The following is a 12,261-nucleotide window of genomic DNA, read 5'->3' as shown; positions in this document are numbered from 1 at the left end:
GCGCCCGCCTCGATCGCACCCCGCTCGCCGGCCCGGCGCGGGATCCACGCGAGCTTCGCGCCGCGCTTCTGCGCGAGCTGCGCCACGGCGGTCAGGCCGCCCGGCACGGTCGCGAGGCGCTCACCGACGAGGATGACAGCCCCGTCGTGTGCCAGCGCCTGCGCGGGAATGTCGAGTTCGCCGCCGTCGACGGTCAGGGCGTCGAGCACGTCGGCCTCGGTGCCGGGGGCCGCCTGGATGAGGCTGCCGCCCATCTTCGTGAGGCTGCGCGTCGCGAACGGCGCGATCGAGTAGACCGAGGTCTTGTTCTTGCGGGCCGCCTTACGCAGCCGCAGGAAGACCATCGGCGACTCCTCCTCCGGCTCGATGCCGACGAGGAGCACCGCGGGAGCCCGTTCCAGGGCGGCGTACGTCACACCGTTCTCCGGCCCGGTGCCGACGACGTGGGTGGCGAGGAACTCGGCCTCCTCGGCCGAGTGCACCCGGGACCGGCAGTCGATGTCATTGGTGCCGAGCACCGTGCGAGCGAACTTGCTGTAGCCGTAAGCGTCTTCGGCGGTCACTCGGCCACCGGTGAGCACCCCGACGCCGCCGGCAGCGCGGGCGGTGGCGAGGCCGTCGGCGGCCGCCGCGATCGCCTGCGGCCAGGAGGCCACCTGCAGCTGCCCGTGCTCGTCGCGCACCAGCGGGTGCGTGAGCCGGTCGGCGGAGACCGCGTACTGGAAGGCCCAGCGGCCCTTGTCGCAGTTCCACTCCTCGTTGACCTCGGGGTTGTTCGCGGCCATCCGGCGCAGCACGGTGCCGCGGCGGTGGTCGGTGCGCTGGCTGCAGCCGCTGGCGCAGTGCTCGCACGTGCTCGGCGTGGAGACGAGGTCGAACGGGCGGGACCGGAACCGGTACATCGCGCCGGTCAGCGCCCCCACCGGGCAGATCTGCACGGTGTTGCCGGAGAAGTAGGAGTCGAACGGCTCGTCCTGGTAGACGCCGATCTGCTGCAGCGCGCCGCGCTCCACGAGCGCGATGAACGGGTCGCCCGCGATCTGGTCGGAGAAGCGGGTGCAGCGCTGGCACAGCACGCACCGCTCGCGGTCGAGCAGCACCTGGTTGGAGATGTGCACCGGCTTGGGGAAGGTGCGCTTGACGTCGTCGAAGCGGCTCGTGGCCCGCCCGTGCGACATCGCCTGGTTCTGCAGCGGGCACTCGCCACCCTTGTCGCACACCGGGCAGTCCAGCGGGTGGTTGATGAGCAGGAACTCCATGATCCCGTGCTGGGCCTTGTCGGCCACCGGCGAGGTGTGCTGGGTCTTGACCTCCATACCTTGGCTCACCGTCATCGTGCACGAGGCCTGCGGCTTGGGCATCGGGCGCATCGAGCCGTCGGGACCGGGGGTCGCGACGTCGACGAGGCACTGGCGGCACGCGCCGGCGGGCTCGAGCAGCGGGTGGTCGCAGAACCGCGGGATCTCGATGCCGATCTCCTCGGCGGCGCGGATGACGAGCGAACCCTTGGGCACGCTGACCTCGACGCCGTCGATGCTCAGATCGACCATCTCGACCTTCGGCGCGGCGGCCGGCAGGCTCGCGTCGTCACCCTTGCTGGTGGCGTTGCTGCCCGACGCGGGGCTGGTCGGGACGGTCATGAGGACACGCTCTCCTTCGCGAACAGGGTGGACCGCTCCGGCGGGAAGGACACGTCGACCGGGGTCGTCATCGCCATCTCGAATTCCTCGCGGAAGTACTTGATGCCCGAGGAGACCGGGCTCGTGGCACCGTCTCCGAGGGCGCAGAACGCGCGGCCGAGAATGTTGCTGGCGATGTCGTCGAGCTTGTCGATGTCGCCGGGCAGGCCCTGGCCCGCCTCCAGGCGGGTGAGGATCTGCTTGAGCCAGTAGGTGCCCTCGCGGCACGGGGTGCACTTGCCGCAGGACTCGTGGGCGTAGAAGTCGATCCAGCGCGAGACGGCCTTCACGACGGAGACGGTCTCGTCGAAGATCTGCAGCGCCCGGGTGCCGAGCATCGACCCCGCCTTGCCGACGGACTCGAAGTCCAGCGGCACGTCGAGGTGTTCGGCGGTGAACAGCGGGGTCGAGCTGCCTCCGGGGGTCCAGAACTTCAGTTCGTGCCCGGCGCGGACGCCGCCGGCCATGTCGAGCAGCTCCCGCAGCGTGATGCCCAGCGGCGCCTCGTACTGCCCCGGCCGGGTGACGTGCCCGGAGAGGCTGAAGATGCCGAAGCCCTTGCTGCGCTCGGTGCCCATGCCGCCGAACCAGGTGGCGCCGTGCGCCATGATCGGCGGGATCGAGGCGATCGACTCGACGTTGTTGACGACCGTCGGGCGCGCGTACAGGCCCGCGACCGCCGGGAACGGCGGCTTGAGCCGGGGCTGGCCGCGGCGGCCCTCGAGCGAGTCCAGCAGCGCCGTCTCCTCGCCGCAGATGTACGCGCCGGCGCCGGCGTGCACGGTGATGTCGAGGTCGAAGCCGGAGCCGAGGATGTCCTTGCCGAGGTAGCCGGCGGCGTACGCCTCCTGCACGGCCTGCATGAGGCGGCGGTAGACGTGCACGACCTCACCGCGCAGGTAGATGAACGCGTGGTGGCAGCCGATCGCGTACGAGGTGATGATCATGCCCTCGACGAGGAACTGCGGCGCGGCCATGAGCAGCGGCATGTCTTTGCAGGTGCCCGGCTCGGACTCGTCGGCGTTGACGACGAGATAGCGGGGGCCGCCGTCCGGCGGAGGCAGGAAGCCCCACTTCATGCCGGTCGGGAAGCCCGCGCCGCCGCGGCCGCGCAGGCCCGAATCCTTCGCCTCCTGCACGAGCTCGCCGGGTTCGCGCTGCAGGGCCGAGCGCAGGGCCTGGTAGCCCTCGTTGCGCTCGTAGGTCTCCAGCCGCCACGACTGGGGCGCGTCCCAGAATCGCGTCAGGATGGGGGTCAACTCGGTCGACATGGCCTCACTCACCCGCCTTCTCGTCTCCCGGCGTCTCACCCGGGCTGTTCGCCGGGGTGTCCGCCGAGCTCTGCTCCCCGCCGGTCTTGGGGTCGCCCGAGGTGTCACCGGTGGACGGGGTCACGCTCGGGGCGCTGGCCTCGCTGCGCTGCACGTCGTCGTCCGGGGCGCCACCGCCGTAACCCGGGGCGTACCACGAGCGCTCCGCGGCCAGCCGCAATCCTTCCAGTGACGCGCGGCCCGCGGAGGGACCTTCGTCGGCCCGTCCGTCCGGGAATCCCGCGAGCACCCGCGAGACCTCCTTGAACGAGCACACCTTGCCGGCTCCGCGGGTCGGGACGGCGTCGCCGCCCGAGCGCAGGGTGTCGACGAGCTCGACCGCGGACTCCGGCGTCTGGTTGTCGAAGAACTCCCAGTTGGCCATGACGACCGGCGCGTAGTCGCAGGCCGCGTTGCACTCGACCTTCTCGAGCGTGATCTTGCCGTCGGGCGTCGTCTCGTCGTGCCCGACCCCGAGGTGCTCGCTGACCCGCTCGAAGATCGCGTCGCCACCCATGATCGCGCACAGCGTGTTCGTGCAGACGCCGACCGTGTACTCGCCGTTCGGGAAGCGCTTGTACTGGGTGTAGAAGGTCGCCACGCCGCTGACCTCGGCCGGGGTGAGGCCGACGCTCTCGGCGCAGAACTCGATGCCGCGCGTGGAGATGTAGCCGTCGATGCTCTGCACGAGGTGCAGCAACGGCAGCAGCGCCGAGCGCTTCTGCGGGTAACGGCGCAGAATCTCCGCGGCGTCGACCTGGAGCCCCTCGAGCACCTCGGGCTCGTAGGGGGCCAGCTCCGTCGACGGAGACGTGCCGTAGTTCGGCTGGTTGCCGTGAGCCATCAGCGGTCCACCCCTCCGAGCACCGGGTCGATCGAGGCGACGGCCACGACGGTGTCGGCGACGGTGCCGCCCTCGACGATCGCGGCGGCCGACTGCAGGTTGTTGAACGCCGGGTCGCGGAAGTGCGCCCGGTAGGGTCGCGTGCCACCGTCCGAGACGACGTGCGCCCCGAGCTCGCCCTTGGGCGACTCGACCGGCACGTAGGCCTGGCCGGGCGGCACCCGGAAGCCCTCGGTGACGAGCTTGAAGTGGTGGATCAGGGACTCCATCGAGGTGCCCATGATCTCCTTGATGTGCTCCAGCGAGTTGCCCTGCCCGTCGGCGCCGACGACGAGCTGCGCCGGCCACGCGATCTTCTTGTCGGCCACCATGATCGGCTGGCCCTCGGTGCGCTCGAGCCGCTCGATGCACTGGTCGATGATCTTCAGGCTCTCCCACATCTCGTTGAAGCGGACCCGGAGGCGGCCGTAGCAGTCGGCGGAGTCCCAGGTCTGCACCTCGAAGTCGTAGGTCTCGTAGCCGCAGTACGGGTTCGTCTTGCGCAGGTCGTACGGCAGGCCCGCGGCCCGCAGCATCGGACCGGTGATGCCGAGCGCCATGCAGCCCGCGAGGTCGAGGTAGCCGACGTTGACCATGCGGCCCTTGAGGATCGGGTTCTCGAGGATGAGCGCCTCGAGTTCCTTGATGCCCTGGCGCAGCAGCGGCCACTGCTCGTCGACGATGTCCTTCCAGCCCACCGGCATGTCGTTGGCGACGCCGCCGGGGCGGATGTAGGCGTTGTTCATGCGCAGGCCGGTGACGGCCTCGATGAGCCGGAACAGCCGCTCACGCTCGCGGAAACCGCAGGTCATGACCGTGGTCGCGCCGAGCTCCATGCCGCCGGTGCCGATGCAGATGAGGTGGCTGGAGATGCGGGTCAGCTCCATCATCAGCACCCGGATGATCTGCGCGCGCTCGGGGATGTCGTCCTCGATGCCGAGCAGGCGCTCGATGCCCAGGCAGTACGTCGTCTCCTGGAACATCGGGGTCAGGTAGTCCATCCGGGTGCAGAAGGTGACCCCCTGCGTCCACGTGCGGAACTCCATGTTCTTCTCGATGCCCGTGTGCAGGTAGCCGATGCCGACCCGGCACTCGGTGACGTACTCGCCGTCGAGCTCGAGGATGAGCCGGAGCACGCCGTGGGTCGACGGGTGCTGCGGGCCCATGTTGACGACGATGCGCTCGTCGCTGTGGGCGATCGCCTCGGCCGAGACCTCGTCCCAGTCGGCGCCACCGGAGTTGATGACGTAACCCTCTTCGGAGTCCGACATGCCCGGTGTCGCGCGCACGTTCTCGCCGGCGTCGAAGGCGGTGGCCCCGCCGGTGCTCGTGTTCGCGGTCATCAGTTGTACGCCCTCCGCTGGTCGGGCGGCGGCACGGTGGCGCCCTTGTACTCCACCGGGATACCGCCGAGGGGGTAGTCCTTGCGCTGGGGGTGGCCGGGCCAGTCGTCCGGCATGAGGATGCGGGTCAGCGCCGGGTGGTCGTCGAAGATGATGCCGAACATGTCCCAGGTCTCCCGCTCGTGCCACGTCGCCGCGGGGTAGATCTCGACGATCGACGGGATGTGCGGGTCGGAGTCGGGGCAGGTCACCTCGACCCGGATCCGGCGGCCGCCGTGGGTGATCGACGCGAAGTTGTAGACCGCGTGCAACTCCTGGCCGCTCTGGTCCGGGAAGTGCACGCCGTTGAGGCCGGTGCACAGCTCGAAGCGCATCGCCGGGGCGTCGCGCAGCGCGCGGGCCACGGCCGGCAGGTGTTCGCGGGCGACGTAGAGCGTCATCTCGCCGCGGTCGACGACGACGTGGCGGACCGCCTCACCGATCTGCGTCTCGCCGCGGTCGGCCAGCGCCGTCTCCAACTGGTCGGCGACCTCGTCGAAGTAGCTGCCGTACGGGCGGGTGGCCGCCGCCGGGAACAGCACCGGGGAGACCAGGCCGCCGAAGCCGGTGGTGTCGCCGCCGTTGCGCACGCCGAACATGCCGCGCCGCTCACCGCGCACCTCGGGCTCCGGGGTGGTGCCCGGGCTCGCGGGGAGGTTGGCCTGCGCCGCCTCCTCGGGAGTCAGTCCGCTCTCCTGGGAGGCCTGCACCGGCTCCTTGCGCTCGTCCTTCTTCTCGCCGTTGTCGCTCACGCGAGCAGCCCCTTCATCTGGTGGGTCGGGGTCGCCTCGAGGGCGGCCGCCTCGACCCTACGGGCGATCTGCGAGCGGTCGCCCAGGTGCGGCTCCTTGATGATCTGCTGGTGCAACGTGATGATCGCGTTGAGCAGCATCTGGGGTCGCGGCGGGCAACCGGGGAGATACACGTCGACCGGCACGATGTGGTCGACGCCCTGCACGATCGCGTAGTTGTTGAACATGCCGCCGGAGCTGGCGCACACGCCCATCGAGAGCACCCACTTGGGCTCGGGCATCTGGTCGTAGACCTGGCGCACGACCGGGGCCATCTTCTGGCTCACCCGACCGGCGACGATCATCAGGTCGGCCTGCCGGGGCGTGGCGGCGAACCGCTCCATGCCGAAGCGCGCGATGTCGTAGTCGGGCGTGCCGACCGCCATCATCTCGATCGCGCAACACGCGAGGCCGAACGTGGCCGGCCACATGGAGGTCTTGAGCAGGAACCCGGCGACCTCACTGATCTTGGCCGTCATGACTCCCGACGGGAGCTTCTCCTCGATTCCCATGGGTCAGTCCCACTCCAATCCGCCGCGGCGCCACACATAGGCGTCGGCAATGAAGAACGCGTTGACCAGGAACAACGTGACGCCGAGCAGCGTCGCGAGCCCGAGTTGGTCGAAGGCCACCGCGAACGGCAACAAGAACACTGCCTCGATGTCGAAGATGATGAACAGCATCGCGACCGTCGTGTATTTGACGGGGAACCGGCCGCCGGCCTCGGCCCGCGGGGACGGCTGGATGCCGCACTCGTAGGCCTGCAGCTTCACCGCGTTGTACTTGCGCGGGCCGAGAACCCCCAGCACCAACACCGACACGGCCGCGAACGCGATGCCGAGGGCGAAGAAGAAGAGGATCGGCAGATAGGGGCTGGTCATCTCGACACGCTCCCTTTCGCTCGGGTACGGCGGCCGGACGTCGCGGGACATCACGATCCGTGGTCGGCCTGGCGAGGCTCCGCGCCGCACGAGGACGGGGCCCGAAACGGGCCCGCGCACCCTCGGCAAGCGTGAAGGTCACGCGCAGACTGCGCCCATACTAGTGACTCCCAGCGCCGCTCAGGCGGAAGGGGTCACCCTCGTCAGAGCCGCGATCACGCGGTCGTCGAGGCGCCCGCCCCGGGTCTGTCCGAGGTTGGCCATGATCTTCAGCAGCAGCCGCATGAGGGTCTTGCGGGGCAGGCCGTAGCGCACCGCCAACCGCATCACCTCGGGGTGGCCGATGAGGCCGGCGAACTGCCTCCCGAGCGTGAAGTAGCCGCCGAGCGACGCCTTCATCGCGCGCTCGTAGTCGGCCAGCGCCGCCTCCCGGCCCGCCGCGTCGTCGCGGGCGAGGGCCTGGGCGATGCACTCGGCGGCCACCCGCCCGGCCTGCAGCGCGTAGTCGATGCCCTCGCCGTTGAACGGGTTCACCATGCCGCCGGCGTCGCCGACGAGCAGCAGGCCGTCGGCGTACAGCGGCTCACGGTTGAAGCACATCGGCAGCGCCGCGCCGCGCACCGGGGCCGTCATCGTCTCCGGCGAGATCGTCCATCCCGGCGGCAGCGTGGCCGCCCAACGGCGCAGCACGTCTTTGTAGTCGACGGAGCCGAAGGCCGGGGAGGTGTCGATCATGCCCAGGCCCACGTTGACCGACCCGTCTCCGGTGGGAAACAGCCAGGCGTAGCCGGGCAGCAGGATCTTCTTGGTGTCCGCTCGGGTCGGGTCGGCCTGCGGGTCTTCGGGCACCCACAGCTCCAGCCAGGAGGCGATGTAGTCGTCGCGGGTGCGCGCGGGACTCGTGTAATACGTGCGCACGGCGACGCCCATCGGCCGGTCCTCGCGCTTCTGGCGGCCCAGGGCGGTCGCGAGCCGGGAGGAGACGCCGTCGGAGGCCACGACGACGGGCGCGAGAAACGTGCGCCGCTCCCCCGTGGCCCGGCCGTCCGCGCCGACGATCTTGACCTGCACGCCCGCGACCCGGCCGGTGCGGTCGTCGCGCAGCGGGCCGGTGACGTTCATGCCTTCCAGGAGCCGGGCCCCGCGGGACACCGCGTGCCGGGCCAGCGTCTCGTCGAGCTCGGCGCGGCGGCGCACGAGCCCGTAGTCGGGAAAGCTCGCGGTGCGCGGCCAGTCGAGGGTCAGCGTGTGGCCGCCGCCCTCGATGCGCAGGCCCTTGTTGCGGGCCCAGCCGGTGGTGTCGACGCCGAGGTTGACGAGCTCCTTGACCGCGCGGGGGGTCAGCCCGTCTCCGCAGATCTTGTCGCGCGGAAACGTCGCCTTCTCCAGCAGCAGCACGTCGAGGCCGTGCTGGGCCAGGTAGGCCGCGGTCGCCGAGCCGCCCGGACCGGCTCCCACGACGATGACGTCGGCGGTGTCTTCACCGCGACCTGCTGTTGCTGCGCTCACGCTGATCTGCCCTCGCTCGTCGGCCCGTCGGCCCCTCGGCTCGTCGACTCGTCGACCTGCCCTGCACCGCTTGCACCTTACGTGCCGGTCAGTCGAGCCGGACCGCGCGGTGCACGGCCGCGATGCCGCCGGTGAGGTTGCGCCACTCGACACCGGCCCAGCCGGCGTCGCGCATCCTGTCGGCGAGGCCTTCCTGGTGCGGCCAGGCTTGGATCGACTCGGCGAGGTAGACATAGGACTCCGGGTCGGAGCTGACCCGTTTGGCGATCATCGGCAGCACCCGCAGCGCGCCCTGCTGGTAGAGGGTGCGGAAGACCGCGTTGGTCGGACGGCTGAACTCGCAGACGACGAGCCGGCCGCCGCGCTTGGTGACCCGCCGGAACTCGGCCAGCGCGGCGCCGACGTCGGCGACGTTGCGCAGCCCGAACGACATGGTCACCGCGTCGAAACTCTCGTCGGCGAACGGGAGGCGCATGGCGTCGGCCGCGGTGAAGGCCAGGTCGGGGCGGCGGCGCCGGCCGGTCTGCAGCATGCCGAGGGAGAAGTCCGCAGGCACCACGCGCACCCCCGCGTCGGCGAGCGGGGCGCTGCTCGTGCCCGTGCCCGCCGCGATGTCGAGCACGGTCTCGCCGCGCCGGGCCGCGACCTCCGCGGTGACCACGCGCCGCCAGTAGTGGTCGATGCCGCCGGTGAGCACGGTGTTCGTCAGGTCGTAGCGGGCCGCGACATCGTCGAACATCGCGGCGACCTCCTGCGGCTTCTTCTCCAGGCTGGCGCGCGTCATGCTCCGCATTGTCCCTCAGCGGGGTGTTCGCGGCAGGACCGGCCGGTGCGGCGCGCGCTCGACGTGACGCGATCGGCACCGTGACGGGCCGGGCTCGGTCGGTCGGGCCCGACCGGCCGACGTAGGCTGAGCCCTTGTGACCTCCCCTGCCCTGCCCGATCCCGCCGCGCGCGACCTGCGTGGGAGCCGGGACGAGTCGGGCCAGGCGGGACTCAGCGACACGGTCCCGCGGCTGCGGGCGCGCACGGTGGCCATCGACCCCCCGCTCGGCGCCGACGACCCGGCCGCCACCTCGCGGACGCTGCTGGGCCTGCTGCCGGGTCTCCTGCCGGGTCTCCTGGCGGGCGGCCGCCGCCCGCACGAGTTGAGCGCCTGGGTCCGCGACGGCGAGGGCATGGTCGGGTGGGGCTGCGTCGCGGCCGTGCGCACAGACGGACCCGAGCGCTTCGCCCGCGCCCGAACGTGGTGGGCCGACACGGTCTCCCGCATCGATATCCGTGACGAGGTCGGGGTCTTCGGCAGCGGTCCGCTGGCGTTCGCGAGCTTCTCGTATGCCGCCGGCTCCCCCGCCGGGTCGGCGCTCGTCGTGCCCGCCGTCGTCGTCGGGCATCGCGAGGGCACGTGGTGGCGCACGACGATCGAGCGTGTGGACACCGTCGACTCCGGCGCCGCACAGGGTGATTCCTTGGCGAGGCCGGCGAAGGGGCCGGTGGCGACGCCCGAGCCGCACGGGGCGATCGCGTTCGCCGACGGCGCGCGGTCGGGCCCGCAGTACCGGGAGGCGGTGGCGCAGGCCGTGGGCCACATCGCGCGCGGCGAGGTCGACAAGGTCGTGCTCGCCCGCGACCTGCTCGCGCAGGCCGAGCGCCCGATCGACGCGCGGCTGCTGCTCGACCGGCTCGCCCGCGGCTACCCGCGCACGTGGGTGTTCTGCGTCGACGGCCTGCTCGGGGCGACCCCGGAGATGCTCGTACGGCTCGAGCGCGGGCTGGTCACCTCCCGGGTGCTCGCCGGCACGATCCGGCGCACCGGCGACGACGAGCACGATCTGGCCCTCGCGGGCTCCCTCGCCCGCAGCAGCAAGGACCTCGAGGAACACGAGTACGCCGTGCGCTCGGTCGCCGACGCGCTCGCGCCGCATTGCACGTCGATGAACGTGCCCGAGTCGCCGTTCGTGCTGCACCTGCCGAACGTCATGCACCTGGCCACCGACGTGGCCGGCCGCACCCGCAACGGAGACAGCTCGCTGGCCCTGGCCGCCGCGCTGCACCCCTCGGCGGCCGTGTGCGGAACGCCGCGCGCCGCCGCCGACGCCCTCATCGCGCAGCTCGAGGGCATGGACCGCGGCCGCTACGCCGGGCCGGTCGGCTGGATGGACGCCGCCGGCGACGGCGAGTGGGGCATCGCGCTGCGCTCCGGCGAACTCGACCCCGACCAGCCCCGGCGGATCCGGATCTTCGCCGGCTGCGGCATCGTCGCCGGCTCCGACCCCGACGAGGAGCTGCGCGAGTCGGAGGCCAAGCTCGTCCCCATGCGCGACGCCCTCTCCGGCTGACCCCTCCTGTCGGCCTGCTGTCGGACTCCTGGCCCCGCCGAGAATCGGTTTGCTTGGGCGGGGCGGGGCGACCGACAGTGGGGGCGTGACGACGATCCGACCGCTGACCAGTGCCGACGCCGACGCCCTGCTCGACCTCACCGACTACGCGTTTATCGCCGACCCAGGGCGCCCGTGGCGCGATTCGCTGCTCGAACAGGTCGACTTCGACAACACGTTCGGCGCGTTCCGCGACGGTGAGCAGGTGGGTGGGTACCTGTTCTACGACCTGACGATGGCCGAGCCCGGGCCGCTGGGCACCGTACGCGCTCAGCCCCTGCCCGGGCTGAGCTGGGTGACCGTGCACCCCGACCACCGGCGCCGCGGGGTGCTGTCGACGATGATCCGCCACCATCTCGCCGACCTGCGCGAACGGGGCGCCGCGTGGAGCGGCCTGACCGCCAGCGACCCGCGGATCTACGGGCGGTTCGGGTACGCGGTCGCCACGCTGAACGTGCGCTACCGCGTGCGCCAGGGGGCCCGCCTCGACACGCCGGAGCCGGTGGCGCGCGCCGCCGACGACGTCACCGTCCGCACGCTGTTCGCCATCGACGACGACGCGACCGCGGCTCGCCTGCGGGCGATCACGCTGGAGGGCGCGGCGACGGCCCTCGGGGTGCTCACGTGGCCGGAGCGCAAGGAGCGCGGGCACCTGCGCGACGTGCCCGCCTCCCGTCGCGACCTGGAGCCGCTGCACGCCCTCGTCGCCACCCGCGGCGGGCGCGACGTCGGCGCCGTCGTCTACCGACGCACCTCGGACTGGCCGCAGCAGCCGCCGAACGGGCGGCTCGAGGTGCAGTGGATGACCGCGCTCGACGCGGGCGCGACGCTCGCGCTCGGGCGCCGGCTCGTCGCCGAGGAACTCGTCGAGCAGGTGGTGCTGCCGGATCGCGGGCTCGACGACCCGCTGTTGTGGTGGGCGGGCGGTCCGCGCGGCGCCGAGCCCACCGTCTCCGACGGGCTGTGGCTGCGGCCGGTCGACGTCGGGGCGGCGCTGTCGCGGCGGGGCTATGCGGCACCCTGCGACGTGAGCGTGCAGATCGCCGACCCGACGTGCCCGTGGAACGAGCGGCGCTGGCGGCTGGTCGTCGGCGACGACGGGGTGGGCCGCTGCGAGCCGGCGGAGGGTAGCGGCACCGCGGATGTCGAGGCGCCCGTGCAGGCGCTCGGCGCGGTGCACCTCGGGCTGCGCGGCTGGGCGGCCCTGGCGGCCGCCGGGGAGGTCGTCGAACACCGTCCCGGGGCGATCGCCGAGCTGGGTCGGGCGTTCGCGACGTCGGTGGCGCCGGTGGGTGGGCTGGAGTTCTAGGGTCCGTCGACGGAGGCCGCCACCGCGCGCAGCGCCTCGCGGTCGGCGCGAGGGGTGGCCCGGATCGGCACGTGCACGACACGCAGGCCGTCGGGGCGCACGCGCACCAGCTCGCGCAGGCTGTCGGCGTCGGCGGCGA

At 71.9% G+C, this 12,261-nt stretch carries 11 protein-coding genes; 2 read left to right on the top strand and 9 right to left on the bottom strand.

Annotated elements, in window-relative coordinates; translation table 11 throughout:
* From PINTE_RS16435 to PINTE_RS16395, 9 genes are all read right to left on the bottom strand, one after another.
* The coding region (locus PINTE_RS16435) for an NADH-quinone oxidoreductase subunit G (protein ID WP_068432942.1) at positions 1-1,640 on the bottom strand (1,640 nt) is incomplete at its 3' end.
* On the bottom strand, positions 1,637-2,950 hold the full coding sequence (nuoF, locus tag PINTE_RS16430; protein ID WP_068432940.1) for an NADH-quinone oxidoreductase subunit NuoF: 1,314 nt from the start codon (positions 2,948-2,950) through the stop codon (positions 1,637-1,639). The genes nuoF and PINTE_RS16435, both read right to left, overlap by 4 nt.
* A gap of 4 nt (positions 2,951-2,954) precedes the next feature.
* Positions 2,955-3,833 carry an NADH-quinone oxidoreductase subunit NuoE gene (nuoE, locus tag PINTE_RS16425; protein ID WP_084343708.1) on the bottom strand — a complete coding sequence of 293 codons (879 nt, stop codon included), beginning with the start codon at positions 3,831-3,833 and terminating at the stop codon, positions 2,955-2,957.
* Complete coding sequence (locus PINTE_RS16420; RefSeq protein ID WP_068432938.1) at positions 3,833-5,215, bottom strand: NADH-quinone oxidoreductase subunit D; 1,383 nt, start codon at positions 5,213-5,215, stop codon at positions 3,833-3,835. Before PINTE_RS16420 ends, nuoE begins: the two co-directional genes overlap by 1 nt.
* On the bottom strand, positions 5,215-6,006 hold the full coding sequence (locus PINTE_RS16415) for an NADH-quinone oxidoreductase subunit C (RefSeq protein ID WP_373280173.1): 792 nt from the start codon (positions 6,004-6,006) through the stop codon (positions 5,215-5,217). The genes PINTE_RS16420 and PINTE_RS16415 overlap by 1 nt, the downstream gene beginning before the upstream one ends.
* Positions 6,003-6,557 (bottom strand): NuoB/complex I 20 kDa subunit family protein, encoded by a 555-nt coding sequence (locus tag PINTE_RS16410; RefSeq protein WP_068432936.1) that lies wholly within the window; start codon positions 6,555-6,557, stop codon positions 6,003-6,005. The genes PINTE_RS16415 and PINTE_RS16410 overlap by 4 nt, the downstream gene beginning before the upstream one ends.
* Before the next feature lie 3 nt (positions 6,558-6,560).
* Positions 6,561-6,926 carry an NADH-quinone oxidoreductase subunit A gene (gene ndhC / locus PINTE_RS16405; RefSeq protein WP_068432948.1) on the bottom strand — a complete coding sequence of 122 codons (366 nt, stop codon included), beginning with the start codon at positions 6,924-6,926 and terminating at the stop codon, positions 6,561-6,563.
* Between the two features lie 180 nt (positions 6,927-7,106).
* Positions 7,107-8,435, bottom strand: coding sequence for a geranylgeranyl reductase family protein (locus PINTE_RS16400; RefSeq protein ID WP_373280172.1), 1,329 nt, complete (start codon positions 8,433-8,435; stop codon positions 7,107-7,109).
* An 88-nt stretch (positions 8,436-8,523) separates the two neighbouring features.
* A complete protein-coding gene (locus PINTE_RS16395; RefSeq protein WP_068432934.1) occupies positions 8,524-9,219 on the bottom strand; it encodes a demethylmenaquinone methyltransferase in 696 nt (231 codons plus the stop codon).
* Between the two features lie 247 nt (positions 9,220-9,466).
* Here PINTE_RS16395 and PINTE_RS16390 point away from each other — a divergent pair, with 247 nt between their 5' ends.
* On the top strand, positions 9,467-10,774 hold the full coding sequence (locus PINTE_RS16390) for an isochorismate synthase (RefSeq protein WP_373280174.1): 1,308 nt from the start codon (positions 9,467-9,469) through the stop codon (positions 10,772-10,774).
* Between the two features lie 85 nt (positions 10,775-10,859).
* The gene (locus PINTE_RS16385; protein WP_068432932.1) at positions 10,860-12,122 is read left to right on the top strand and encodes a GNAT family N-acetyltransferase; all 1,263 of its coding nucleotides are present in this window, start codon (positions 10,860-10,862) and stop codon (positions 12,120-12,122) included.
* Positions 12,123-12,261 lie beyond the last annotated feature (139 nt).

This window comes from Piscicoccus intestinalis NBRC 104926 (assembly GCF_001515525.1).
In the GTDB taxonomy this organism is placed as follows: domain Bacteria; phylum Actinomycetota; class Actinomycetes; order Actinomycetales; family Dermatophilaceae; genus Kineosphaera; species Kineosphaera intestinalis.
The sequence above is the reverse complement of the archived record's forward strand: the minus strand, read 5'-3'. Positions and strand labels throughout refer to the sequence as shown.

Coding starts and splice junctions, on each gene's coding strand:
- ndhC (WP_068432948.1), bottom strand. CDS start 6,926: ATGACCAGCCCCTATCTGCCGATCCTCTTCTTCTTCGCCCTCGGCATC.
- PINTE_RS16395 (WP_068432934.1), bottom strand. CDS start 9,219: ATGACGCGCGCCAGCCTGGAGAAGAAGCCGCAGGAGGTCGCCGCGATG.
- nuoE (WP_084343708.1), bottom strand. CDS start 3,833: ATGGCTCACGGCAACCAGCCGAACTACGGCACGTCTCCGTCGACGGAG.
- nuoF (WP_068432940.1), bottom strand. CDS start 2,950: ATGTCGACCGAGTTGACCCCCATCCTGACGCGATTCTGGGACGCGCCC.
- PINTE_RS16410 (WP_068432936.1), bottom strand. CDS start 6,557: ATGGGAATCGAGGAGAAGCTCCCGTCGGGAGTCATGACGGCCAAGATC.
- PINTE_RS16420 (WP_068432938.1), bottom strand. CDS start 5,215: ATGACCGCGAACACGAGCACCGGCGGGGCCACCGCCTTCGACGCCGGC.